The 24,486-nt window shown below is 57.9% G+C and carries 20 protein-coding genes and 1 riboswitch; of the genes, 5 read left to right on the plus strand and 15 right to left on the minus strand.

The genetic code is table 11. The features are described from left to right. The first annotated feature begins 134 nt into the window (after positions 1–134). Entirely contained in the window at positions 135–3,011 is a 2,877-nt protein-coding gene (locus tag HNQ81_RS00195) for a M16 family metallopeptidase (protein ID WP_183347078.1), read from the plus strand. Positions 3,012–3,079: 68 nt separating this feature from the next. Here HNQ81_RS00195 and HNQ81_RS00200 read toward each other — a convergent pair whose 3' ends face one another. Then, on the minus strand, positions 3,080–4,009 hold the full coding sequence (locus HNQ81_RS00200; RefSeq protein ID WP_183347080.1) for a universal stress protein: 930 nt from the start codon (positions 4,007–4,009) through the stop codon (positions 3,080–3,082). A gap of 203 nt (positions 4,010–4,212) precedes the next feature. Between HNQ81_RS00200 and HNQ81_RS00205 the strand changes: the two genes are divergently transcribed. Then, the gene (locus HNQ81_RS00205) at positions 4,213–4,611 is read left to right on the plus strand and encodes a PilZ domain-containing protein (protein ID WP_183347090.1); all 399 of its coding nucleotides are present in this window, start codon (positions 4,213–4,215) and stop codon (positions 4,609–4,611) included. A gap of 29 nt (positions 4,612–4,640) precedes the next feature. Here HNQ81_RS00205 and cobI read toward each other — a convergent pair whose 3' ends face one another. The 8 genes from cobI to dinB all read right to left on the minus strand — a co-directional run bounded on the left by cobI (position 4,641) and on the right by dinB (position 13,805). Next, on the minus strand, positions 4,641–5,438 hold the full coding sequence (gene cobI, locus HNQ81_RS00210) for a precorrin-2 C(20)-methyltransferase (RefSeq protein ID WP_183347092.1): 798 nt from the start codon (positions 5,436–5,438) through the stop codon (positions 4,641–4,643). 35 nt (positions 5,439–5,473) lie between these two features. After that, on the minus strand, positions 5,474–6,457 hold the full coding sequence (locus HNQ81_RS00215; RefSeq protein ID WP_183347094.1) for an ABC transporter substrate-binding protein: 984 nt from the start codon (positions 6,455–6,457) through the stop codon (positions 5,474–5,476). Then, entirely contained in the window at positions 6,450–7,244 is a 795-nt protein-coding gene (locus tag HNQ81_RS00220) for an ABC transporter ATP-binding protein (RefSeq protein WP_183347096.1), read from the minus strand. The genes HNQ81_RS00215 and HNQ81_RS00220 overlap by 8 nt, the downstream gene beginning before the upstream one ends. After that, positions 7,241–8,269: a FecCD family ABC transporter permease gene (locus HNQ81_RS00225; RefSeq protein ID WP_183347098.1), complete on the minus strand. Its 1,029-nt coding sequence runs from the start codon at positions 8,267–8,269 to the stop codon at positions 7,241–7,243. The genes HNQ81_RS00220 and HNQ81_RS00225 overlap by 4 nt, the downstream gene beginning before the upstream one ends. A 1-nt stretch (position 8,270) precedes the next feature. Continuing rightward, positions 8,271–9,254, minus strand: coding sequence for a sirohydrochlorin cobaltochelatase (locus HNQ81_RS00230; protein ID WP_183347100.1), 984 nt, complete (start codon positions 9,252–9,254; stop codon positions 8,271–8,273). A 110-nt stretch (positions 9,255–9,364) separates the two neighbouring features. Beyond that, positions 9,365–9,564: riboswitch (cobalamin riboswitch) on the minus strand. Between the two features lie 152 nt (positions 9,565–9,716). After that, a complete protein-coding gene (locus HNQ81_RS00235) occupies positions 9,717–10,688 on the minus strand; it encodes a hypothetical protein (RefSeq protein WP_183347102.1) in 972 nt (323 codons plus the stop codon). A gap of 42 nt (positions 10,689–10,730) precedes the next feature. Next, the gene (sppA, locus tag HNQ81_RS00240) at positions 10,731–12,587 is read right to left on the minus strand and encodes a signal peptide peptidase SppA (RefSeq protein WP_183347104.1); all 1,857 of its coding nucleotides are present in this window, start codon (positions 12,585–12,587) and stop codon (positions 10,731–10,733) included. Positions 12,588–12,644: 57 nt separating this feature from the next. Further along, on the minus strand, positions 12,645–13,805 hold the full coding sequence (gene dinB / locus HNQ81_RS00245) for a DNA polymerase IV (RefSeq protein WP_183347106.1): 1,161 nt from the start codon (positions 13,803–13,805) through the stop codon (positions 12,645–12,647). A gap of 172 nt (positions 13,806–13,977) precedes the next feature. On the opposite strand from dinB, the gene HNQ81_RS00250 reads away from it, so the two are divergent. Then, positions 13,978–14,640, plus strand: coding sequence for a Crp/Fnr family transcriptional regulator (locus HNQ81_RS00250; protein WP_183347107.1), 663 nt, complete (start codon positions 13,978–13,980; stop codon positions 14,638–14,640). Positions 14,641–14,648: 8 nt separating this feature from the next. Here HNQ81_RS00250 and HNQ81_RS00255 read toward each other — a convergent pair whose 3' ends face one another. Then, the gene (locus HNQ81_RS00255) at positions 14,649–14,990 is read right to left on the minus strand and encodes a PilZ domain-containing protein (protein ID WP_183347109.1); all 342 of its coding nucleotides are present in this window, start codon (positions 14,988–14,990) and stop codon (positions 14,649–14,651) included. A 14-nt stretch (positions 14,991–15,004) separates the two neighbouring features. Further along, the gene (locus tag HNQ81_RS00260) at positions 15,005–15,760 is read right to left on the minus strand and encodes a L,D-transpeptidase family protein (protein ID WP_205240118.1); all 756 of its coding nucleotides are present in this window, start codon (positions 15,758–15,760) and stop codon (positions 15,005–15,007) included. Between the two features lie 426 nt (positions 15,761–16,186). Between HNQ81_RS00260 and HNQ81_RS00265 the strand changes: the two genes are divergently transcribed. Further along, positions 16,187–17,029 carry a PHP domain-containing protein gene (locus HNQ81_RS00265; RefSeq protein WP_183347111.1) on the plus strand — a complete coding sequence of 281 codons (843 nt, stop codon included), beginning with the start codon at positions 16,187–16,189 and terminating at the stop codon, positions 17,027–17,029. A gap of 197 nt (positions 17,030–17,226) precedes the next feature. Beyond that, positions 17,227–18,615, plus strand: coding sequence for a sigma-54-dependent transcriptional regulator (locus tag HNQ81_RS00270; RefSeq protein ID WP_183347114.1), 1,389 nt, complete (start codon positions 17,227–17,229; stop codon positions 18,613–18,615). A 503-nt stretch (positions 18,616–19,118) separates the two neighbouring features. Here HNQ81_RS00270 and HNQ81_RS00275 read toward each other — a convergent pair. Genes HNQ81_RS00275 through nuoL form a run of 4 tightly spaced genes read right to left on the minus strand, consistent with a single transcriptional unit; the run spans position 19,119 to position 24,482 of the window. Beyond that, a complete protein-coding gene (locus HNQ81_RS00275; protein WP_183347122.1) occupies positions 19,119–19,559 on the minus strand; it encodes a CBS domain-containing protein in 441 nt (146 codons plus the stop codon). Between the two features lie 55 nt (positions 19,560–19,614). Then, on the minus strand, positions 19,615–21,030 hold the full coding sequence (locus HNQ81_RS00280) for an NADH-quinone oxidoreductase subunit N (protein WP_183347123.1): 1,416 nt from the start codon (positions 21,028–21,030) through the stop codon (positions 19,615–19,617). 13 nt (positions 21,031–21,043) lie between these two features. Further along, entirely contained in the window at positions 21,044–22,555 is a 1,512-nt protein-coding gene (locus HNQ81_RS00285) for a complex I subunit 4 family protein (protein WP_183347124.1), read from the minus strand. Positions 22,556–22,568: 13 nt separating this feature from the next. Beyond that, a complete protein-coding gene (nuoL, locus tag HNQ81_RS00290) occupies positions 22,569–24,482 on the minus strand; it encodes an NADH-quinone oxidoreductase subunit L (protein WP_183347125.1) in 1,914 nt (637 codons plus the stop codon). Between the last annotated feature and the right edge of the window lie 4 nt (positions 24,483–24,486).

Here is a 24,486-nt window from a genome sequence, read left to right on the forward strand (position 1 = left end):
TACCGCAGTATTCTCCGGGAACCGGCAAGCTGCAACCTTGTAATATCCTCAAGATGCTCTACATTTTTCAAAACATCGAAACCCGGTCAAGCAATGATCGCCAAGCGCCAGCAACACACCGTTGAGACTTTGTCATGCATATGAAACTACCTGGATACATCCAACGATTTGTTTTCGTAGTCGTTCTCTGCACGGTGGCGCTCCTGCCGCCGTTCGTCGGTCCGGCGGAGGCCAGAACCGCCGCCATCGAATGCCTCTCGGTCGGCTGGCCGTCGTCGCGCAGCGATCTGCAGCCGGACCCGAGTCTTGTCCGGGGGACGCTGCCCAACGGTCTCCGCTATGTGCTGAAGGAAAACAAGGAGCCGCGCAACCGGGTCGCGGCCTATCTCGATATCCAGGCCGGATCGCTGCACGAAACCGATGAGCAGCGCGGCTATGCCCATTTCCTCGAGCACATGCTGTTCAACGGTACGACCAATTTCAAGCCTGGAGAACTGGTCGAGTACTTCCAGTCGATCGGCATGAGTTTCGGCGGCGATATCAATGCCCGAACGTCCTTCGACGACACGGTCTACCACCTGATCCTCCCCGATGCCGACCGAGCGCAATTGGAAAAAGGGTTTGCCGTCCTTGCCGACTATGGCCGCGGCGCCCTGCTGCTGGAGAGGGAAGTCGAACGGGAGCGTGGCGTGATCCTCTCCGAACGGCGGGCCCGGGATTCGGCCGAATATCGGACCTACGTCGCCGGCAGCGAGTTCGCCCTGCGCGGCACGAGGATGCCGGAGAGGATGCCGATCGGCGTCGAGGAGACGCTGCAGAAGGCCGATCGTAAGCTGCTCAAACAATATTACGATCAGTGGTACCGGCCGGAAAACATGATCCTGGTGGTTGTCGGCGATTTCCGCAGTACCGAAGTCGAACCGTTGGTGCAGAGGATTTTCGGCGGCCTCGCCGCTGCCGCAACTGTCCCGGCGTGTCCGGATTTCGGCAGCCTGCAGCATCAGGGGGTGGAGGCCTTCTACCATTACGAGGAGGAGCTGGGCAAGAGCGAGGTGTCGATCGAATCCCTGTGGAATACCAGCGAAAAAAACGACTCCCGGGCTCTCCAGGAAGAGGAGCTGCGCAAACACGCGGCCGCGCTGATTGTCCGGCATCGGCTGCAGCGGTTGCAGGAACGTCCGGACACCCCGTTCTCCCAGGCCTTCTACAGTGCGGGCGAGATGTTTGAGCGGATCGGCTATGCCGTGCTTTCGGCCGAGGCAAGGACGGGCAAATGGCGGGAGGCCCTGCGTCTGCTCGAGCACACCCTGCGCCAGGCCCTGATCTACGGAGTCAGTGAGGCGGAACTCGACCGGGTGAAGAAGGAGATCAAGGCCAACCTCGAGAAGTCGGTGTTGACTGCGGCCACCAGGGATTCCAAGAATATCGCCAATGACATCATCCGCCATCTCAATCAAAACAGGGTATTCATGTCGCCGCAGCAGGAATTGGAACTGTACGGGCCGATACTGGCGGCAATGGATGTCGAGGCCGTCAATGATGCGCTGCGGGCGTCCTGGGCCAATGACAGCCGCTTGATCGCCCTGACCGGCAACACCAGGCTGGACGACAAGACCGCCACCGCCGAGATTCTTGCCGCCTTCCGGCAGGCGGCGCAGGAGCACCTCGATGCGGCCGCCGGTACTGCCGAGATTTCCTTTCCGTACCTGGACAAGCCGGAGGGCGCAGCTCCCAAAGAGGTCATCCCGTTCAAGGAGATCGCGGCCGAACGACTGGTCTTTGCCAACGGGGTGACGGTCAACCTCAAACGCACCGAATTCAAAAAGAACGAGGTGCTCGTCGAGATCCACAGCGGCAGCGGGAGACTCGGCGAACCGAAGCCGGGCCTGGCTCTGTTGACCGAAGGCGTTGTCAACGGCTCCGGTACCGGCACCCTGTCGCGGACCGAGTTGGACGAGGTGCTGGCCGGCAGTACGGTCGGGGCGAAGTTCAAGGTCGGCGAATCGAGTTTCATCTGGTCCGGCAAGGCGATCAGCAAGGAAACCGAACTGCTGTTCCAACTGCTCCATACCTTGACTGTCGATCCGGGCTTGCGTCCGGATATCTTTGATCGCGTCAAGCGCGATCTGCGTCAGACTTACCAGGGGATGGAGCGCGACGTCGACGGGGCCATGCAGTTCCGGATCCTGCCCTTTCTCGCCGGCGACAATCCGAAATTCGGGATGCCGCCCTGGTCAGTCGTCGACAAGGTCGGTATTGAAGATATCAGGCGATGGCTGCTGCCCGAGATGGTCGGCGGACCGCTCGAGATATCGATCGTCGGCGATGTCGAGCGCGATGAGGTCGTGCGCCTGACGTCCACATATTTCGGGGGTCTGCCGCCGCGGCAGGGCAAGGGTGTGGAGGCCGATCGCATCGATTTTCCCGTCGGGAAGATGTTGACCGCCACAGTGGATTCATCGATAGACAAGTCGATCCTGCTGATCGCCTGGCCGACTGACGACTTCTGGGATATCCACCGCAATCGCCGGCTGCACATGCTTGCCTCGGTCCTTGATGACCGGTTGCGCAAGGTTATCCGTGAGAAGCTCGGGGCGACGTACTCCCCCCAGGTTTTCAGTTCAGCCAGCCGCGTCTACCCGCATTACGGCATGTTGATGGTCCAGATGGTCGTGCAACCGGGCCAGGAGAAGAAGGTCGGCGACGAGGTGCTGCGGATTGCCGATGATCTGCGTCGCGGCGGCGTGACGGAAGAGGAATTGGAACGGGCGAAGGCGCCGATGATGACCTCGCTCAAAGATGCGGTGCGCTCCAACGGTTACTGGCTGTCATCGGTGTTGACCCAGTCGACCGCTCACCCGCAGCAGCTGACTTGGCCGCTGTCGATCCTCAGCGATTTCAAGGCGGTGACATCAGCTGATCTGGCGGCCCTGGCTGATAAATATCTGGTCAACGATAAGGCGGCCACGGCCTGGGTCGTCCCGGTCCCCGGGACCAACGGCCGTCAGTAACGAGGCTCAATCGGGGGGAGAGATCGGTCGCGAGATGCTCCTGTGGTCTGCTGCCATGGCGCAGGCAATCAGCCGATGATCCACAGCGCCATATTCTGGGTCTGCATCACGGTCCGGCTCGAGATGCTGCCCAGAACACCCTTTGCCGTTCCCTCCTGGCGGCGGCCGATGACGATCGTGCCGCAACCGTGTATTTTCGCGTGACTGATGATACTGGTGCTTTCTTCCAGGGTCGTTGGTTCCGGCAGGGTGTGGATCATCTCCTTGTCGATGCCGGCATCGATGAGCAGTTGAATCGGGCCGGTGAACAGGCAGTTTTTGCCCTGCAGGTGCGTGTCGCACCATTCCTTTCCCCACCTGCTGTAAAAATCCTCGGGAACACACTGGATCCTCGATGACAGGAGGCCGCGGGCATGAAAGAACAGAAAGGCGACGTCGTTTCTGCCGGCGAAGATATGGGCCAGGTGATCAACGGCCATCAGCGAGTTGACCGATCCGTCGACGGGGACGAAAAAACGATTGTTTTTGACTTCGCCATCGATGATCCATAACGGTATTTTGCGGCATTTTCTGAACAGTTCCGCCGATACCGAGCCGAGGAGCATCTCCCCGACCACGCCTATTCCTCGCCTGGCGACGACGATGCTGTCGACCAGGTGTTTCTCCGCATACCCCTTCAGCGATGCGGCGATACTGGTGGAGTGGGGAACGGTCGAGGAGGTGATGCGATCGGCGGGAATCCCGAGGGAGGTCAGTCTGTCTTCGGCCTTTTTCAGATGACGGAGGCCGGCAGCATGGTTGCGATCGAACCTGCCGTTAGACGGCAACAGGCTGTTTGCCGGGTCTTCAGCCTCGGGGAGGACAGGACAGCCGACGTTGGTACAGTGCAGGACATGAAAGTTGACGTCATGGCGGTCGGTAAAGAGTGCAGCGACATAGTCTAGGGCCTGGGCGCTGAAGGTCGAGCCATCGACGGCGAGAAGAAGCTTTTTTTCCATGGAACCACCTTGTGGTAACACTGTTTTTTTAAAATAAATGAAGTATATAGTTGAACATGAGGCGAAGTCAACGGCAAAACCTGATATTCCAGGATGTGGAGAATTGCGGCAAATTCAGTTGAAGTTCTGATTTCATTTGCTTAAGTAACGAGAGAACAGCAGTCATCGGTACAAGAACATCACGAAGAACCTGGGGAAGATGCATGAGCGGACAACAACCTGAACAGTTCCACGAGCGGCGCAAGGGGATGCGGACGCGGTTTGTCACCAGAGTATTTCTGACCTTGCCGGAAGAGCAGGAGCAACTGGAAGGGGACCTCCAGGATATCAGCCTTTTCGGGATGTATGTCGGGACCAGGCGCCAGGTGGCGATCGCAAGCGTCTGCTCCATTCGCATTGTCATCACCGCCGAGAACAGCCGCCTGATCCTGGACGACCTTCAGGGCCAAGTCGTCCGTCAGGATGAACAGGGATTGGGGATCCGCTTTGCCGCCAGACTCGAATGGTATGTCCTGTTCAATATCTATACCCACTTCGGCAAGGGCCGGAGAGTTCAGAATGCCGTCGTCCAGGCCGAACAACCCGATGTCGAGGCGAACTGACCAGCGGCATACAGCAAGGCGGTGCCGCCCTAGATGACGGATACCTCGGCGAGAAGGGCTTCCGCTTCCAACTCCTTTCGAACCCAATGTGTCTGGAAACCGCCATTGCGGCGGATGATCATCGTTGAAAAATAATGCGGGTTCTCGGGAATGCGTGAGAGATCGCGGATGATCCGTTCGCCTTTCATGCCCGCCCGCTCGATCAGCACGGCCCTGTTGAGAAGACCGGTTTCCTGAAGCAATCGGCAGATTCGGGGCAGAACCCGATGGACCTTCATCAGGACGATGGTGTCGAACTTCTCGAGCGTCGATCGCAACCGTTCGTCGCTGAAGGTTGCCGGCACCACCGCCAGCATCTCATTGCCGAGGCAGATCGGCATCGCTGTTTCCGCCGAACAGCAGCTCATCGCCGGAATCCCGGCGTGAAACTTGACCCGGACATCCGGCCGCATCGACAGCAGGGTGTCGTAGAGATAATAGCCGGTCGAATAGATCGCCGGGTCGCCAAGGGTCGGGAAGGCGACATCGAGTCCCCGATCGAGGCAGGCGATGATCTTTGCCGCCGCCGTTTGCCACGCCAGGCTGACATCTCTCTCAGGGGCCTTGCCGGCCCTGATTTTCTTCATTGGAAAGTACAGTTCAAAGATATCCTTGCCGGCGAGATCGACGACCTGGCTGACGATCGCGAGCGCCGTTGAACTGCCGCCCGGTGTGGCCTTGGGGGCAGCGATGATCGGGCAGGCCGTAAGGGTTTTCAAGGCTTTGAGGGTCAGGAGATCCGGATCTCCGGGGCCGGTGCCGATGATATGGAGGGTCGCGTCACGCATGTTTTCTTCTCGGGTTGAAAGGGAATTGATGATTGTCATTGGCGGTTGTCAGTGGTCTGTGGCTGAGGGTAGAACAGCCGGTGCAGTCGTTCGATGCCGACGAGCAGTCTCGGCGTCGGCCGGGATACCAGGGTCTCTTCGATCAGGTAGACCCTGCCGTCCTTGAAGGCCTTGATCAGCTCAAAGCCGGGTTCGACCTTCAGGGTGTCGATATCGATAGGGTTCATCCGCCCGGTCTGGCTGAGGAAGATATCGATCTCGTCGGCCCGGGCGATGATATGTTCCTTGCCGTATTCGGCGATATTGCTCTTGTTTCTCGGTCTGGCGTCGGTGGCGATGTTTCGGCCGCCGGCCGTTTCGACGGCATAGACCGTGATCGAGGTCGGGGAAAAGGTCTTCATCTTGGCATGGATCGCCTCGACATAGACCCCGGGGCGCCTGTCGTGGTCGGCGATGGGGATCTTCCGCTTGATCGCCGCAACCCCGGCGAGGAAACGGGTTTGCATCGAACGCGCGGCGGCGGCGCGGCCGGTCAGATCACCGAGGGTCCGCCAGTAGGCGAACATCCCCTCCACTTCGGTCGGCTGGAGCGAGACGACGGTGATGCCGCTGGCTCGCAACCGGGCGAGCAGGGCCGGGTGGGCGCGCGAAATCATCGGCCGGACGAGGACCAGGTCCGGTTGAGCGGCGAGGAATTTTTCGGCGCTGTCGCTATCGCTGAAGGTCTGCTTGTGGTGAACGGCATCGGGATTGTCGCCGCGGTTGACCCCGATGATCTGCGCCGTCGCCCCGAGTTCGACCAGGTTTTCGGTGTGGGCGGGATAGAGGGAAATGATCCGGGAAAAGGGGCGATTGAAAACGATCGCCGTCCCGTCCTGGTCGACGAACTCTGCCGCGGCAGTGGTCTGCGGCAGGAGGAGAATGAACAGCAGCAGCACCACGACGTTCCCCAGGGTGGATCGGCGACGCAACGTCACGGTCGGCGGCAAACGATGATGAGGGAGAGTCGAGTCAGGCATAACGGTATTGCACCCGTGGTTTTCCGAGCAGTTCATCAGTGAAGACCAGCGCTTCGGCGGCGAAGACCTCGCGGATCAGCGGCGCGGTCATCACCGAACCCACCGGTCCGTGGCAGTAGAGCGAGCCGTCATGGAGGACGATCAGCTCGTCGCAGAAGACCGAGGCGAGGTCGAGGTCATGGATGGTGGCGATGACGGTGATGCCGGTCTCGGTCACCTTCCGCCGCAGGATTTTCATGATATCGAGGGTATGACGGATGTCGAGGCTTGCCGTCGGTTCATCGAGCAAGAGGACCGGGGTGTTCTGAGCCAGGGCCCGGGCCACCAGAACCCGCTGCCGTTCCCCGCCGGACAAGTGCAGGACCGAGCGGTGCTGCAGGGTACCGATGTCCATCTCGGCCAGCGCCGCCTGCACCAGGTCGATGTCTTCCTGCGCCGGTTGCGAGAATCTCGGGATAAAGGGATGACGGCCCATCATCACCACATCGTAGACCGTGAAGTCGAAACTGATATGGAGGTCCTGGGGGACGACGGCGACCAGCCGGGCCAGGGCGGCCTTGTCGTAGCCGGCGACCTCCCTGCCGTGCAGGGTGATCCGGCCGTCGACGGGCTTCGCGGCACCGGTGAGCAGGTCGAGCAGGGTCGTCTTGCCGCTGCCGTTCGGGCCGAGGAGGCCGTAAAACCGGCCGGGATGCAGCTCCATACTGATCCCGGCGAGGACCGGGGTCGCGGTGTAGCCGAAGCTGCAGCGGTCGACAACGAACAGCGGGCCGTCTCCGGAGGTCATCTTCCCCTCCCCAGTTGCCGTTTCCTGAAGATGTAGCAGAAGAACGGGCCGCCGATCAGCGCGGTGAGGACCCCGATCGGGATCTCGTGCGGCAGCAGGGCCCGGGTGACGGTGTCGGCGGCCAGGAGCAGGATCGAGCCGGCGAGGAAACAGGCGGGCAGCAGCAGGCGGTTGTCGGCGCCGAGCAAGAGGCGCAGCAGATGCGGGACGATCAGACCGATGAAACCGATGATCCCGGAGATGGCGACACAGCCGGCGGTCATCAGGGTGGCGACGGTCAGCAGCAGCTTTCGGACCTTGATGCTCTCGACGCCGAGGGAGTCGGCGGTCTTCTCTCCCAGCGCCATGATGTTGAGGTCGCGGGCAAAATAAAAGATGACGAGAAGGCAGGGCAGGGTGATGGTCAGGACCAGCAGCACCTCCTGCCAGGTCTTGCCGACCAGGCTGCCCATCAGCCAGAAGATGATGATGCTGACCTCCTCGTCGGCCATGTACTTGATGAAACCGATCCCGGCGGAGAGGATGGCGGCGACGATGACCCCGGCCAGGATCAGGGTGTTCGAGGAAAGACGGGAGTCGGTCGCTGCCAGACTGAAGACGACAACCAGGGTGGCGAGCGCCCCGGCAAAGGCGAAGAACGGCACGGTCCAACTCAGCGGCAGGGCGATGCCGAATAGGGACAGGATGATGGCGAGGGAGGCGCCGAAGGCGGCGCCGGAGGAGACTCCGAGGGTGTAGGGGTCGGCCAGCGGGTTGAGGAGCAGGGCCTGGAAGACCCCGCCGGCGACGGCCAGACCGCCGCCGACCAGGGTGGCGGCGACGATCCGCGGCAGGCGGATGTCGGTGATGATCACCGGGAACCGGCTGTCGATGCCGGACGGCGGTGGATTGCCGGTCAGACGGGCAAAGCCGATCTCGATGACCTGGCCGACCGGGATGTGGATGTATCCGAGTCCGGTGGCAATGGTGACGAGGCCGGCAAGCAGCAGCAGGAGCAGTAACAGAATGGTGAGTTGCCTGGTCATGTCAGTGCAGCACGATGCCATGGTCCGTCGCGGTCTGCTGCAGGTGGTGGAGGTAGACATCGGCAAAGGCGTCGATCTCACCCAGCCCCTTCGCAACGGTCATGACCTCGTATCCCTTGGCGCTGAGGATCGATTTCCATGCCTCCGGCTCATCCCCGGCCATGTCGTTGACGGTGTGATCGCCGGCGACGGTCATGAAGGGTTTGAGCAGCAGTTTACTGACCCCGGCATGTTCGAGCAGCGGCAGGGTGTCGTCGAGTGAGGGGTAGCCCTCGACCAGGGCGATGTAGGTCTTGACCTGCGGATAGAGGCGGTTCATGATCGATGCGAATTCAAGATAGGCGCTGCCGGAGGGCATGTAGGTGTTGCCATGGGCCATGTACAGAAGGGCCGCATTGGCTTTTTCGGCCTGGACGGCATCGTCGGCCAGGGCTCTGGCGATGAGGGCGAGATCCTCACTGTAAGGGTGCTGCTCGCCTGCCGTGCCCATTGCCGGCCTGCCGACCGCCAGTTTTTCAAACGGCCGGAACTTCGGCTTGATGGTCCTGATCGAATTGAGGCCGTCGATAGCGGCGACCAGATCCAGGTATTCCTCGCCGGCGCTGATATGGCCAGGTTGGACGATGATCGTCCGGTATCCCTGGTCCTGCAGGTTGGCGATGGTCGCCAGCGGCCCCTGGACAGTATACACGTCCGCAGGCACCGATGGGTTCGCCGTGATGAAGGCGGCATCGCCGCGTCGCCCCTGCCAGATCCTGCGGATGATGTTCGAGGTGAAGGCGATCTTCACCGGCGTCTGCGGGTATTGCCGCTGGAGGCGGTCACGGATGTTGAGGATCCCGGGCAGGGCCTTGGGAACGGTGGTGCCGAAGGCGGCGAGCACGACGGCCTGGCGGTCGGCATCAGGATTGTCGCCGGCCTGGGCCGGTTGGCAGAGAAGGAACAGGAGAAAAAGGGCGCAGACGGAGTGGATGAAACTATGCATAATCAACCTCATCGTTTCCGGTCCGGAAAAAACAGATCCCGGACCAATCGAGTCATTGATCCGGGATTCCCTGGTTATCCGTATCATCGCCATGCCATCTGTCCACGAGGCATGACCCTTCAATTCAGGCAGGTCTTCTGACTTCCGGATCACTCCTTCCCCGAGCCTTCCCATCATGAGCTGACAGTGGCGATCGTTCAGGGGCAGTCCCCGGTCACAGCGGCGGGCCCGTCTTCGAATTACACGAAGTTCCCTCTTTCACCTGCATTTTCTGGCAGAAACTGCAGGTACCTGAATCGTTTTCTCCCTATTCGATACCTTTCCCTCCTGCTGTTGTCAAGCAGGAAACGCTCCGCAGACCGGCGTCGGTCGTGAACCTCCATCCGTCGAGCCCGCATCTTCCTGATACAGCGGATGAAGATGATTGACGTCCTTAATCCTTGTCCGGCTGCCGTTTTCTGCTCAAAACGCGTAGATGAAATAGGCCGCCGCCACCAGAACAAGGCTGAAGACCCGGAAGGCCTGGTTGCAGACGATCAGTTCGGTGGCGACCTTCGGCTTGAAGATGCCTGCGTAATAGGGAAACTGATGCCGCACCGCCCGCAGCGGAGAAGAGAGGATGTTGCCGACCAGCAAGGCCAGGATGATCTCGCGGTATTCCATTTTGCCGTCCTGCAGCAGGGCACCGGCGGCGGCGACGCCGGCGGTAAGTTCGGAGGCCATCTGCAGGGTGATGATGCCCATCGCATGGGGAGTCAGTCCGGGGATGAAGGAGAGATAGGCGGCTGACGCCTGCTCGAGTTCGGTGAAGAAGCCGATGCGATTCATGATGTAGACGATGATGTAGATCGGAACCGTCACGAAGAGGATTTTGCGGATTCGCTTTTTGAATCTCAACCAGCTTTTGCGCATCGCCTGGCGCCAGTCGACGGCAGTCCCGGCGCCAGCGGGTGCCGGCCCTTCGTGAGTGTCCGGCTTCGACAGCAGGAAGCGGCTGACGATGACGATGGAGAATGTCCTGAGCAGAGCTGCCATCAGGGTCAGGCCGACATAGACGAAGGCGGCGCCCTTGATCAGCGGCACGGTGATGAAGAACATGGTCGGCAGGTGCACGAAAAAGGTGGGCAGGCTGTTGAAGAGATTGGCCAGCACCAGTTCGGCCTTGCCGATCTTCTCCTGATCGTAGGCCTCCGCCAGCAGGGTGTTGGCGGAAACGCCGGAGAAAACGGCCAACGAGAACGAGGCGCCGGTGGTGTCGGAGAGATGGCCGAACCTGATCAGCGGCCGGGCGAGAAAGGCGATCCGGCGGGTCCAGTTCAGCGACTCGATGAAATTGGCGATCATCAGACCGACCGAGATTGAGGCGATCAGCCGGAGCAACGGCCAGATGAGCCGATCCCAGAGGGTCAGGAAAGTGTCAGCGGAGAGGGTCATGTCCAGGGGCTGGTGATTGCCGATGCGCAGGCTGGTTGATCATCACAGACTGCCGGTGAGAAAACAGTACGCATAGAGGCCGCTGGGGTCGGTCAACAGAGAAAGGGGGCCGATGGTCGCACTGAATCGGCGATGCAGATCCTTCACCACTTCGGGGATGAGGGGGGAGAGGCTGGTCCAGGCCTGCTGCTCGGCGGCGAGTTTCTCCAGTATCCATTCGCCGAAGGAAGGCGTTCTGCGGATGGGGTAGGGCTCGAAATCATCGGCGATGCCGGCCAGTCCGGCGGCGGCGGCGACCGCCTCGTCGAGACCGCCGAGCTCGTCGACAAGACCGATTTCCCGGGCTGTCCGGCCGTCGAAGACCCGGCCCTCGGCGATACTCTCCAGCTGCTGCCGGTCAATCTTTCGTCCCTGTTGAACGATGGCAAGAAACTGGCGGTAGCCATGATCGACCGACAACTGGATCGTCGCCTTTACCTGCGGGCTGAGGGGCCGGGAGAGATTGAGGCCGGAGGCCAGCGGAGTCGTGCCGATGCCGTCGCTGTGGATGCCGAGTTCGGCAAGGGTGTTCTCAAAGGTCGGGATGGCACCGAAGATGCCGATCGAACCGGTGAGGGTGGTCGGGGCCGCCCAGATCTGATCGGCATCGGCGGCAATCCAGTACCCGCCCGAAGCGGCCATCGTCCCCATCGAGACGACCAGGGGCTTGCCGCTTTTCTTCAGTTCGAGCAGTTCCTGGCGGATGACCTCCGAGGCGAAGGCCGATCCGCCGCCGGAGTTGATCCGCAGCACCACCGCCTTGACCGTTGCGTCCTCCCTTGCCACCTTGATCAGTGCGGCCAGCGTATCGCCGCCGATGACCCCCGCCGGCTGCTTGCCGGGCAGGATATTGCCCTGGGCGACCAGGATGCCGATCTTGTTCAATGCCGGGCTGCCTTTTTGTGCCGTCGGACCGATCAGGCGGAGATAGTCGGCGGACGAAATCGAGGTGTAATCGCGTTCGGAACTGGTGCCGGCGATATGGGCGAGGTGGGACTGAACCTGCGGCCGGGTCCAGATCCGGTCGACCAGCCCCGTCTTCAGCGCCAGCTGTGCCGTATCGCCGTCGGCGGCGGCGAGAAGACGGTCGATGAAGTTGGTGTAGGTGTCGATACTGGCCCGTGGAATCTTCCGTTCTTTGGTGACGTCGGCGACGTAGCTGTCCCACAGCGAAGAGAGCCAGAGAGCGTTCTGGCGGCGGGCCTCGGGGGACATCGAGTCGCGGGTGATCGGTTCGATCGCCGACTTGTAGGTTCCGACCCGGAAGACATGGTAATTGATCTTCAGTTTATCGAGGGCTTCGCGGAAATAGAGGGGATAGGTGCCGAAACCGTGGAGGTCGACTCCTCCCATCGGGTTGACGGCGACAAGGTCGGCATAGGCGGCGAGGTAGTACTGTTTCTGGGTGTAGAGGTCCTCGGCGGCAATGACCTGTCGGCCGGTGGCCCGGAAGCGCTTCAGGGCAGCGCCGATGGCCTGGAGCTGATCGATGCCGGCGTCACCGAGATCCTTCAGGTCAAGCAGGATAGCGGTGATGCGGTGGTCTTCCGTCGCCTGGTCGAGGATGTGGAGGATATCCTGAAGCAGTGTTTCCGCATCTTTCGCCGGTTCTCCCTGCATTTCCTGAAACAGTTTTCCGGCGGATGAAACAGGTTGTTTTTCCTCGACAATATCTCCGGTCAGGGAGAGCACGAGGATGCTGTTGTCCTCCAGCCCGGGGCTGCCGCCGGTGAATATGGCGATGCCGGCGATAAGGATAACCAGGAGGAAGAGGAGATTGAAGGCGGTATTGCGGACAAACGTCAGCAGACGTCCGGCGAACCGGAAGATGCCGAAAATGGAACGGAGAAGGTCTCTCATGAGCGTAGTCGAAAGCTGGTACAGGGTGAATGGAGTGGTTTGCCGTCAGACTGTAAGTCATCCGCCGGCAGATGCAAGGGCAACGGTTGCCGATCCCGCTCTTGTCGGCGATGCCGGCGACGGCGGGAGAAAGGGAAGCGGCAGCTGGCGCGGAAGTCGTCTGTCTCTTGGCGTCAGCTTTGAAAGGGAGACCCCGAGAAGCCGGATCTTCCGCTTTCCGGCCTCGGTGGCATGGAGCAGGCGCGGGATATGGTCGACGATTGCCTGCCGGTCATAGATCGGGGCGGACAAGGTCAGGGAACGGGTAACGGTGACAAAATCATGGTAGCGGACCTTCAGGGTGATGGTCGATGCGCCCTGCCGGTGACGGGACAGGGCGGTTTCGATGCTTGTCGCCAGGGAGTGAAGGATGGCGAATATTTCCGTCAGATCGGCGGTGTCGCGATCGAGGGTGACCTCGCTGCCGATCGACTTGCGGAGCCGTGACGGCTGGACCGGGCGATTGTCGCGGCAACGGACGATATCGTAGAAAAACTCCCCAGCCTTGCCGAAATGCCTGATCAGTTCCTCCCGGCTTATCTGCCGCAGGTCATATCCGCTCTGGATTCCGAGCCGCCGCATCCTGTTCTCGGTGACCTGGCCGACCCCGTAGAACGTGCCGATCGGCAGGGCGTCGAGAAAGTCCTGGGCCTGATGCGGCAGAACGACCGTCAGCCCCCGCGGTTTCTCGTATCCGCTTGCCACCTTGGCCAGAAACTTGTTGCAGGAGACGCCGGCCGAGGCGGTGAGTCCGGTTTCATTATGGATGCGGCGGCAGATCTCGCGGGCGATCAAGGTTGCCGAACCCTGGCACCGTTGGCACAGCGAGACGTCGAGAAATGCCTCGTCGAGGGAGAGCGGCTCCACCAGGTCGGTATAGTCTCTGAAGATTGCCATCACCTGCCGGGAGATTTCCTTGTAGCGGGCCATCCTCGGTCTGAGGAAGACGGCCTCGGGACACAGTTGCATCGCCCTGGCGCTCGGCATCGCCGAGTGGATGCCGTGGCGGCGGGCCTCATAGGAACAGGCGGCGACGACCCCACGCCGGTCGGGAGAACCGCCGACAATGACTGCCTCACCCCGCAGTTCGGGATTGTCGAGCTGCTCTACCGAGGCGTAGAAGGCATCCATATCGATGTGGATAATCTTGCGGTGGCGGGTTGCTGTCTCGTTCACCATTATACGATTCGGAGGTGCTGGTGAGTTATGGCCTGAATGTTTGCCTCCACTATACGACACACGGCATTTTTTCTCATCACTTCAATATGGTGCTGAGAAATCGGATTATCTGGTATATATCGCTGAAAATAGGCCGGTGACGGTCATAAAGTGACATGCTAAAGGAGAAGAGATGAAAGCAAATCAGGTGATCGGCGCCAGTGTACTTTTTCAGGGACTGCCTGAGCATCAAATCAAAGAAATTGTCGACATCATTATTGAACGGACGTACGGCAAAGGGGAGTCGATATTCTTCGAAGGCGATCCCGGACACGGCTTCTACATGGTCGGGGAGGGCAAGGTCAAGATCTTCAAAATGTCGCTTGGCGGCAAGGAGCAGATCCTCCACATTTTCGGCGAGGGCGAACCTTTCGGCGAGGTCTCGGTCTTTCACGGTCATCCGTTCCCGGCATCGGCGGAGGCTCTTTCGCCCACAAAAGTGTTGTACTTTCCCCGCGACAAGTTTGTCGCCCTGGTCTCCAGGAACCCATCCATTGCCCTGAATATGCTTGCCGTCCTGTCGTTGCGGCTGCGGCGCTTCACCGTGCAGATCGAAAACCTGTCGCTCAAGGAGGTGCCGGCCCGCCTCGCCGGCTATATCCTTTATCTGCTGAAGGAACAGGGACGGGAAGACAGCGTTGAACTGGAGATCTCGAAAGGGCAGTTGGCCAGCCTGCTTGGCACCATCCCGGAAACCCTGTCGCGTATCTTTGCCAAAATGACTGAGGAGGGGCTGATCGAGGTGGTGGGCCGGAGGATCAATATTCTCGACCGCCGGGGGCTCGAGGCAAAATAGCGATGGAACTACGCCGCTGAATCGGGGACCTGGTTGTTGAGGACGATGTTTCTCAGGTGGAGGTAGCTATCGAGCTCGAGTTCGGTGAAACGAACGGCGACTCCGGCCTGGTCCTGCCTGACCGTTCTGCCCTTGATCTGCATCGACAGGGTGCTGGAGGTTCCGGAGATGGTGATGGTGACCCGGCAGGGGACGTTGATCGGCACCGGTTCGCTGGTCCGGATAAAGATCCCGTCGAGACTGATATCCCGGGACAGGGTATTGCCGGCCAGGCTGCGGTCACTGATCTGCAGGTTGGCCGAGGTCTCCAGTTTGACCCGGGTCTTGGTGCGCTGGTCTGGTCGTTCCATGGTATTATCGCCTTCTAAGGCTGTCGGGCAAGTTCGATGGTTGTCGCTTTGAAGATATACCGATCCCGGTTCACGGTCACTTCCGGCGGCGTCGCTGTGCGTTCAAAAATGTCGTAGCCTTCCTTCAGGTTGCCCCAGAAGCGCTGCCACCTGCCGTCATGGTGTCGACGCATGTTTTCCGCCGTCATCCGGAAGGGGAAGATATGGACTGCAAAGGATTCCTGGCCGTTGGCCAAGGCGGCGTCGGCGATTGTGTAGATCTCCTCCATCCGGTAGTCGGTCATCGCGAAGCAGCCGATCGATGAGCAGCGGCCGTGCACCATCAACGCGTTCCCGGTCCGGCCGTTGCACCGGTCATAGTCGTTGGGGTAGCCGAGGTTGAACGCCAGGTGAAATCTGCTCCAGGGATTGAGCTGGGCCGGTCCGACCCGGTAGAATCCCTCCGGACTCTGTTTGTCCCCCTCCTTCTCCTTGGGACCGAGGCCTCCCGAATAGTCGCAGATCGTGTAGGTCTTGAAGTGCACAAAACCGTTGTCCCGCAGGACCCAGATCTCGAGCTCATCGGATTCCTTGAAGATTCGCATGAAGATCGGTGCCCCGAGATGAAGGGCTTTTTTTGCCATGGCTTGAGCGATTTCCGGGGCCATCCGCGTCACCACTTCCAGAGAGGTCTCGCTTGCCGGAGTCTCGACAATGGTGTCGGAGTGGCAGATGCGGGTGTTGATGATTATCGTCAAGATCAGGACGCCGCAGCAAATCGAAGGTTTCATCGGTTCTGCTCTTCACCTGGTGAAAACTGTACGGAAAAATCGCGTGGAGAGGCGGAGAAAACAGCTAACAGGTTCTTAATAGAGCAAAAAATTACGTGAAAGTCCAGCAGGAAGAGGCTGAGCGACAGAATCTACCTATGTCACCGAAGATCTTTTCATCATGGATCCGTACAGGTCGGCAGCCTTATATGCATCACTTTCCAAATGCGGAAGACATCTGGAGCTGGTTCATATCTTGGGTTGTCGTGGAATCAATTGAAGTTCAACCGGTATCATGGAGAAAATCGTGACCAAGGTCGACGGTGGAGGAGGTGAGCAGGACCGGCGGTTGTCACTATTCACTTGCTCAGGAATCGGTCTGCAGGTAGTGTCAGAGCCGAATCCACGGTGAAATCATTTCATTCTGTTAAAGGAAGCAACCACGCGATGGCCCTTGATCTCCATGTCCACAGCACATTTTCGGACGGCACGATGTCACCTGCCGAGTTGGTTGAGTTGGCGCGGGTCAAGCGGCTGGTTGCCATCGCCCTCACCGACCATGATACGGTCGACGGATTTATCCCGGCGCAGCAGGCCGCTGCCGGCATGTCGCTAGAAGTCATTGCCGGTCTGGAGTTCAGTGTCCTCCACCAAGGAACCTCGATGCATATTCTTGGGTACCTGATGGATATCGCTCATGCCGATCTCAACCGGATGCTGGCTGATCTGCAGAAGGGGCGAATAGAGCGCAATGCGAAAATCCTCGATAAGCTTCAGGGGCTTGGAATATCAATTGAACCTGACGAATTGCGGCAGGTATCGGTAACCGGCCAGACCGGACGACCGCATATTGCCCGACTGCTGTTGGCGAAGGGTGCGGTCGGCAGCATGCTCCAGGCCTTCGAGCAGTATCTTGGTCGCAAGGGGTTGGCATATGTGTCGCGACCGGTACCGACTGCGGAGGACGCCATCGCTGTCCTGCGCGCCGCTGGCGGTCTCTGCGTCCTTGCCCATCCGCAGCAGATGGATCCGGACCTCAAACAATTGCCGGCGTTGCTCGATGAACTGGTGCCGATGGGGCTCGATGGTCTCGAAGCCTATTATCCGACCCATTCGTCCAGAACACGTCGCAAGATTATCGCCGCGGCCGAACACTATGGGCTGGTGCTGACGGGCGGCAGCGATTTCCACGGCGATATCCGACCGGGAACGACGCTTGCCGGCGGCCGCAATGTCTACGTTCCTGATGAATTGTTGAGCATCCTGAAAGATCGAGCGGCATCCCGGTGACCACAGCAGGCCGGATCGGGATGTCGAACTTCAACCATCCCGACAATGTTGTGGTCCGGCAGGATGTCTGCGCGATATGGTGGCGAATGGTCTGTCTTTCTCGATTCGGAAAATTTTGTTCGACATTGATTGTCCGAAGGAATTCAAGTAATTTTTAGCCTTAACAACTTTTTTGCGCATAAGGGTGGGCGTTTCATATGTATTCAATCCTGATCGTCGATGATGAACCCAATTATCTGATTGTCCTGTCGGAGTTACTACGGGACGAAGGCTTCGAGGTCTTCACCGCTGCAAACGGCCGGGAAGGGTTGCAGGTGGTCAAGGATGTCGATCTCGATCTCGTTATTACCGACATGCAGATGCCGGAGATGGATGGGATGCAGCTGCTCAATCATGTCAAGGCGCTCAACCGCGAATTGCCGGTCATAATGATCACCGCTTACGCCCAGGTGGAGAAGGCCGTGGCGGCGATGCAGGCCGGCGCTTTCAGCTATCTCGCCAAACCGTTTTCCAATGATGAACTGATTGTCACTATCCAGAAGGCGGGACAGCACTACTCGCTGGTTCGGGAAAACACCCGCCTGCGCAGTGAAATCCGTGGCAAATCAGGGTTCAGTGGCATGGTCGGTAAGAATCCGCGCATGCTCCAGGTCTACGAGCTGATCGAAAAGGTGGCGCCGACTCCGGCCTCCGTATTGATCTCCGGCGAGAGTGGCACCGGCAAGGAATTGGTGGCTAAAGCCATTCATATGAACAGCCCGCGAGAGGACAAGGCCTTTATCACAGTCAACTGTGCCGCACTGGCCGAGAACCTGCTCGAGAGCGAGCTTTTCGGCCATGAGAAGGGGGCCTTCACCGGGGCGGTGGCGATGCGCAAGGGAAGGTTCGAACTGGCCGACGGCGGCACGATCTTCCTCGATGAGGTTGGTGAGATACCGTTGGCCCTGCAGGCGAAACTCCTCAGAGCTCTGCAGGAAAGAAGTTTCGAACGGGTGGGTGGGACCAAAACCCTGACTGTCGACGTTCGGATTATCAGTGCTTCGAACCGCGATCTGAAGGAAGAGGTCATGCAGGGCCGTTTCCGTGAGGACCTCTTCTATCGTCTCAATGTCATTCACGTTACCCTCCCGGCCCTGCGCGAGCGCATGGATGATATGCCGTTACTGGTCGATTTTTTTATCGATAAATTTTCGCAAAAACTGCAGAAGAAAGATCTCGCGATCACGAAGGAGGCGTTGCGGCTGCTTATGACCCTGCCGTGGGAAGGCAATGTCCGCGAACTCGAAAATACCATCGAAAGGGCGGCGATTCTCTGCAACGGCAACTGTATCGAGGCCGAGGATGTTCAACCGGAATCGGTCAACCTGGACAACCAGGCGGCCTGGAGTCGGGAATTGGATCTGCATCAGATCATCCCTGAGTCAGCCAGTCTCAATGACGTTCTTTATGCCGTCGAGGAAAAGATGTTGGTGGAAGCGCTTGAAGAGGCGAATTTTGTTCAGGCCAGGGCGGCCGACCGTCTTGGGATAACCAAGAGTCTGCTCCAGTATAAGATGAAAAAGTACGGAATCAAGAAAAAGAAATGATTGCTTCCGGCATGGCAACGATGCATGTATGGCAGCGAACTGGAGTTGTTGTGCTTCTGTCGTCGTTTGGCAACAGGGGCCAAGAAGTTTAAGCGGTACGGGGCGACAGCTCTGTGTCAAGGGAGGGGCCAAGGTGTGGTCAGCTACCACCCTGGCTCGAAGTCTCAACCAGCAGGTGACACTCCGCCAAGGCCGACGACTCGTGATGTCGTGATAAGGAGAATTTGTCCTCGAAAAGATCGTAACCTCTTCAAGAGATCCAGATTGTCTCCGGGCTCAACCGGGGTTGAGTCGAAAAGCCCAGTCTGCTTCGGTCACGACCTCAGCCGTGTTTCTCCTGTTGCCGCAACCCTTTACTGATGCATAACCGCTCTTATGGACTATTACCCAGAGGCAATGACGATCTTTGGATGCGGAATAATCGATAGAACCTGCAGTGAAAAATGTCTCGCCCCACCAAGACGTAGCTCAAACTCCCAGTATCGCGTTTGCTCTTCGCGCTTTCAGGCCGGGTACTTCCCTTCCATGTACTCCTTCAGATACTGGTTTTCAACGTCCCTTACCTTCAGTTGCGCGTTGACCACGTCGCCGATGGAGACAATGCCCTGCAATTTGCCCTTTTCAATGATCGGGATATGCCGGATCCGGTTTTCCGTCATTACGGCCTGAATATAATCGATATTGTCATCCAGTTTGGCGACAATCATGTTTGTGCTCATAAACTGCTTGACGCTGGCGTGACGGATATTGTCCGGATCTGTGCTGACGGCCTTCAGGACATCATTGGGGGCAAAAATCCCTTTGATATCGTCATTATGATCGACAACGATCAAGGATCCAACACGATTGGCAAAGAACATACCAACGGCATCCATGATCCTGTTGTCCTGATGGATTGTAATTACCCTGCTTCCTTTGACTGCCAGAATATCCTTCGCCTTCATTGTGCTTTTCTCCTTATCTGGATTGGACTCGTATGATCAATGTCATTTCTTGTCGTTAAATCGCTACCGGATAGAGGCTCAATGCCAATACGCAAATGGCGAGTATAAAGGCGCAGACTGGGGCTGATCGCGAGCCGCTGGTTTCAAACAGGTCATCTGCCTCATGGAAATACATGGCGATGATAAGACGAAGGTAATACCACATCGAGAGGATGCTGCTGACAATACCGAGGACGGCCAGGATGACATGACCTCCCTGGTAGGCAGTAACGATTATGTAGAGCTTGCCCATAAATCCTGCGGTTGGCGGAATCCCGGCCATTGACAGGAGGAAGATGGTGATGGCCGCAGCCGAATAGGGACGTACTTTAGCCAATCCACTGAAATCGTTAAATTCCTTTCGCTTTTCGTCGGTACCTGAAAGATAGGACAGTGAAGCAAAGATTCCGAGGGTGCTGGCAGCATAGGCAGCAAGATAGTAGAGGATCACAGATCCGCTGAACTGGTCGCCGGAAACGGCAATCAATGCGATCAACAGATAACCAGTATGGACGATGCCGGATGCGGCAAGCATTCGCTTAAGACTGTTCTGGCCGATGGCGATAAGGTTCCCTGCAAACAGGGTCAGAACGGTCAGATAGAAGAGCATGTCGAGCCAGGACTCGCGGATGTCGCCAGCAAGCAGCAAGACATTGGCAAGCACGGCGATAATGGCTGTCTTCAGTGCCGTCGCCATGAAACCGGTGACGGGAATCGGTGCTCCGTCATAAACGTCAACAACCCATGAATGGAAGGGGAACACGGTGACTTTAAAGAACAGGGCGAAGAGAATGAAGAGCAGACCGCCTGCCAGGGCTGGGTTGTGCAACAAACCGTCTCTGCTGACGGATGCGGCGATTGCGGCAAAACCAGTATCACCAAGCGCACCGTAAACAAGAGCTATTCCCATCGCGAAAAACCCTCCAGCAAAAGCCCCGAGAATCAGATACTTAAGGACAGCTTCTGAGCTCAAAACGTTGCGGCGGTTGTAGCCGACCAGGACATATATCGAAAGTGAAACGGTTTCAAGGGCGATGAAAACGGTTATAAGTTCCTGGGCCATGGTGAGCAGCAGCATGCCGCTTACGGCGAAAGTCATTAGACTGAAAAACTCGAGCGACCCGAAGTTGTTCTGGCGAAAGTAGCTGATAGCGCTCATCGCTGTGAACAAACCGCAGGCGATGATGATCATTGATGCAATGCGGGTAAAATCACTGACTGCCAGCATGCCGTTAAAAATCGAGACGAACGGTAGAACGTCGGTCAGTCCGATCGGTACCAGTTGGACCAAGAATGCCAAGGCGAAGATGCCAACCGACAAGGCTGATGCCACCTCGAGACGGATAGATTCAAAGGCCGACAGCAGCATCAACAGGATGGCGCCGATGGTGACGATGAAGAGGGGGAGCAGGAATACGATATCACAGTTCATGGTCTGTCCATCCTCATTTCTGTGGCTGAATATGATCAAGAGCGACTTGGCCGGAGATCTGGCCGGTCCCCTGGACCGTGGCGATTTGAGATTGAGCTGCCGGTGTAATTCTGGCAATGAAGGGTTGCGGGAATACCCCCATAAACAGGATCAGCAGGATGACCGGCAGAAAGGCCAGGGTCTCGCAGATGCTCAGATCTGCAAAACCATTGGTCCTATCGTTACCTTTTTCAAAGAAAACACGCTGGAACATCCACAGCATGTAACAGACTCCAATGATCAGTGTGGTGGCGGCGAGGACACCTAGAGTGGTATCAAATTTGATCGCTCCCATTATGATCAGGAACTCGCCGATAAAACCGCTGGTGCCGGGAAGGCCGACCGAAGCCAGCAGGGCGATTGCAAAAAAACAGGCGAAGATTGGCGCCTGGCGGGCGATGCCGCCGAGGTCAGAGATTTCTCTTGTCTGCAATCGGTCTTCAATGATGCCGATGAGGAGGAAGAGTAGGCCTGTGCTCGTTGCGTGGGCCATGATCTGATATATCGAGCCGGTGAGCGCTTGGATATTAAGGCAAAAGAGGCCGAGGGCGAGGATGCCCATATGAGACGCTGAGGAAAAGGCGAGCAGGCGTTTGATGTCTTTTTGGCCGATGGCGGCAATGCCGCAATATATCAGGCCGATAACGGCAGCCCAGGCTAGCGGCATGGCATAACGAACAAGCTCCGGACCAAATATCGGCATGATGAAACGAATGACGGCGTAGATACCGATTTTAGCCATAATTGCAGACAGCAGAAAGGTGGCTGCGGCTGGTGCTTCCGTGTACGCATCGGGAAGCCAGGTGTGGAGAGGAAAGATCGGGATCTTGATGGCGAAGGCGATCATGAAGGCAAAGAATGATAATGCCGCAGCCTTGTCGCTGAGTTGAAGTCCGGCAAGACCGGCTGTATCGAACGACCAAACTCCGTACTGACCATGAAACGCGACGCCGAGATAGATGATTGCGGCCAGCATCAACAACGAGCCAGATACGGTATAGAGCATGATCTTGATAGTCGCAGCCTTACGGTTTGGACCACCGTAAATACCGATCATGAAAAAAATCGGCAGGAGCATAACCTCCCAGAAGGCATAGAAGAGCACCAGGTCGGCCGCACATATTGCTCCAGCCATCGCTCCCTGAGTGACCAGCAAGCTCCCGTAAAAGGCCCGTGGCCTGTCCTTGACGACTACAAAGACGATTGGAATCAGGGCAGCCCCGGTCAACAGAACGAAAAGGCTGATCCCATCGACACCGATCCGGTAAAAGATACCTACGGATTCAATCAGGGATCGAGTTTCAGTGAATTCGAGCTGTCCATTGCCAGTGAATCCAAGGTAGACCTTGATCCCGAAGAACAGGACGACCAAAGACACAATGAGTCCGATCCTTCGTGCGGTCGTGGAGCTGAACGGTATCAGCATTGCTGCCAGACCGATGACGATCGGCAGAAAAATCATGGTGGAGAGGACGTTTTCAAACATGCGGACCTCTTTCCTACTTGAATGATTGGGTGAGCAAATAGCTCATCACGCTCAGGCCAATGATCATGTAAATTGCGTAGACACGAACATAGCCAACCTGCAGCAGTTTGAAAGTGGAGCCGAACTGCCGGTAGAACCAGACGATCAACTGCACCGGCCCGTCGGTGACGTGAGCATCGATTAAGTTGCCGATCGCTGAACCTATAGCCTTGTAGGGCCGTACAAACAGTACATCATAAAGCTCGTTGATCCGGAAGGTATGATAGGCGAAACTGGAGAAACCACTGTATACCGGTTCCTCAGCCCCCTTGCCGAATTTTCGATAAGCGATGAATATGCCGATCGCGAAGGCGGCGACACTGGCGGCTATGGCTATGATCTCAATGCTGTGCGAAGCCTCGTGAGCATGCTCGGCAAGACTGGGTGCCAGCCAGTGGGTAACCTGCTGTGAACCGCCGAACAAGGAAGGAAGGTTGAGGAAACCGGCAAACAAAGCGCCGATAGCGAGTATTACCAGCGGTACAGTCATGACTGCTGGTGGTTCGTGGGCGTGCTCATAGGCATGGGCATCACGAGGACTGCCATGAAAAACGACAAAGATCATACGGAAGGTATAGTAGGCAGTCATGCCGGCAACCAGGACACCGACCACCCAGATTCCGGTATGGCCTGATGCCAGTGCCGAGTAGAGGATCTCGTCCTTGCTGAAAAATCCCGAGAAAGGAGGGCAGCCGGCAAGGGCTAATGACCCGATCAGCATCGTCTTGTAAGTCAGTGGCAGTTTGGTCTTAAGTCCACCCATTTTCCAGATGTTCTGTTCGTGGTGCAGGGCATATATGACCGAACCGGCGCCGAGAAACAGTAGGGCCTTGAAAAAGGCGTGAGTGAAGACATGAAAAATCCCGGCCGAATAGGCGGCAAGACCGACGCCGGCAAACATGTAACCGAGCTGGCTGACGGTCGAATAGGCCAACACCTTCTTGATATCATTCTGGAACATGCCGTAGATAGCCGAGACCAGGGCGGTGAGGATGCCGGTCCAGGCTACGATCAACCCGACAGTCGGGACGTGAACATAGAGAAAGCTGAAACGGGCCACCATGTAGACACCGGCAGTAACCATTGTGGCGGCATGGATCAAAGCTGAGACTGGGGTCGGACCGGCCATTGCGTCCGGCAGCCAGACGTAAAGCGGTATCTGGGCCGATTTTCCTGTGGCGCCGACAAAGAGCAGCAGGCACACCAGGGTAACGGTGGCCGGGGCCAGCATGTGCGCATTGGTTTTTAGTGAAATATAGTCAAATCCGGAATCTCCGATTGCCCAGAACAGGAAGGCCATGCCGAGGACAAAACCGAAATCACCGATACGGTTGACGATGAAAGCCTTGTTCCCGGCGAGGACGTTGCTTCGGTCCTCGCTATAGTAGCTGATCAGAAGATAGGAGCAGAGCCCGACACCTTCCCAGCCGACGAACATGACTACCGGTCCGTTACCGAGGACGAGTATCAGCATGCTGCCGAGAAACAGGTTCAGGTAGGCGAAAAATTTGGCGAAGCTTTCATCTCCGGCCATATACCCGATTGAATAAATATGGATCAGTGAAGCGGTGAAGGTGACGAAGAGCAGCATCAGGGAACTGAGAGGATCAGCGAGAAATCCCATGCTGATATTCATTTCACCGACCTCGAACCAGGTAAAGACCTCGTGTGTGAGGGCGCGGCCATCGACGGGCAAACCGTTCAGGTCGAAAAAGACCTTCACAGCCAGGACGAAGGTCAGGATCGGTGTGGAACAGGCTAGAACGGCGTAGAGTTGATCCGGTAAACGCTTTTTCTTGCAGGTAGCAAGGTGCAGGATTCCGACTACTGCCGCGCCGATGAGGGGCAACAGCGGGATCATGCCGAGATATGATACATTCTGGGCCATCTGG

Origin of the sequence: Desulfoprunum benzoelyticum, from assembly GCF_014201505.1 — a bacterium.
GTDB lineage: Bacteria > Desulfobacterota > Desulfobulbia > Desulfobulbales > Desulfocapsaceae > Desulfoprunum > Desulfoprunum benzoelyticum.

Excerpts from the sequence above, each read along its gene's own strand:
- HNQ81_RS00195 (WP_183347078.1), top strand. The coding sequence starts at position 135 with ATGCATATGAAACTACCTGGATACATCCAACGATTTGTTTTCGTAGTC.
- HNQ81_RS00200 (WP_183347080.1), bottom strand. The coding sequence starts at position 4,009 with ATGGAAAAAAAGCTTCTTCTCGCCGTCGATGGCTCGACCTTCAGCGCC.
- HNQ81_RS00205 (WP_183347090.1), top strand. The coding sequence starts at position 4,213 with ATGAGCGGACAACAACCTGAACAGTTCCACGAGCGGCGCAAGGGGATG.
- cobI (WP_183347092.1), bottom strand. The coding sequence starts at position 5,438 with ATGCGTGACGCGACCCTCCATATCATCGGCACCGGCCCCGGAGATCCG.
- HNQ81_RS00215 (WP_183347094.1), bottom strand. The coding sequence starts at position 6,457 with ATGCCTGACTCGACTCTCCCTCATCATCGTTTGCCGCCGACCGTGACG.
- HNQ81_RS00220 (WP_183347096.1), bottom strand. The coding sequence starts at position 7,244 with ATGACCTCCGGAGACGGCCCGCTGTTCGTTGTCGACCGCTGCAGCTTC.
- HNQ81_RS00225 (WP_183347098.1), bottom strand. The coding sequence starts at position 8,269 with ATGACCAGGCAACTCACCATTCTGTTACTGCTCCTGCTGCTGCTTGCC.
- HNQ81_RS00230 (WP_183347100.1), bottom strand. The coding sequence starts at position 9,254 with ATGCATAGTTTCATCCACTCCGTCTGCGCCCTTTTTCTCCTGTTCCTT.
- HNQ81_RS00235 (WP_183347102.1), bottom strand. The coding sequence starts at position 10,688 with ATGACCCTCTCCGCTGACACTTTCCTGACCCTCTGGGATCGGCTCATC.
- sppA (WP_183347104.1), bottom strand. The coding sequence starts at position 12,587 with ATGAGAGACCTTCTCCGTTCCATTTTCGGCATCTTCCGGTTCGCCGGA.
- dinB (WP_183347106.1), bottom strand. The coding sequence starts at position 13,805 with ATGGTGAACGAGACAGCAACCCGCCACCGCAAGATTATCCACATCGAT.
- HNQ81_RS00250 (WP_183347107.1), top strand. The coding sequence starts at position 13,978 with ATGAAAGCAAATCAGGTGATCGGCGCCAGTGTACTTTTTCAGGGACTG.
- HNQ81_RS00255 (WP_183347109.1), bottom strand. The coding sequence starts at position 14,990 with ATGGAACGACCAGACCAGCGCACCAAGACCCGGGTCAAACTGGAGACC.
- HNQ81_RS00260 (WP_205240118.1), bottom strand. The coding sequence starts at position 15,760 with ATGAAACCTTCGATTTGCTGCGGCGTCCTGATCTTGACGATAATCATC.
- HNQ81_RS00265 (WP_183347111.1), top strand. The coding sequence starts at position 16,187 with ATGGCCCTTGATCTCCATGTCCACAGCACATTTTCGGACGGCACGATG.
- HNQ81_RS00270 (WP_183347114.1), top strand. The coding sequence starts at position 17,227 with ATGTATTCAATCCTGATCGTCGATGATGAACCCAATTATCTGATTGTC.
- HNQ81_RS00275 (WP_183347122.1), bottom strand. The coding sequence starts at position 19,559 with ATGAAGGCGAAGGATATTCTGGCAGTCAAAGGAAGCAGGGTAATTACA.
- HNQ81_RS00280 (WP_183347123.1), bottom strand. The coding sequence starts at position 21,030 with ATGAACTGTGATATCGTATTCCTGCTCCCCCTCTTCATCGTCACCATC.
- HNQ81_RS00285 (WP_183347124.1), bottom strand. The coding sequence starts at position 22,555 with ATGTTTGAAAACGTCCTCTCCACCATGATTTTTCTGCCGATCGTCATC.
- nuoL (WP_183347125.1), bottom strand. The coding sequence starts at position 24,482 with ATGGCCCAGAATGTATCATATCTCGGCATGATCCCGCTGTTGCCCCTC.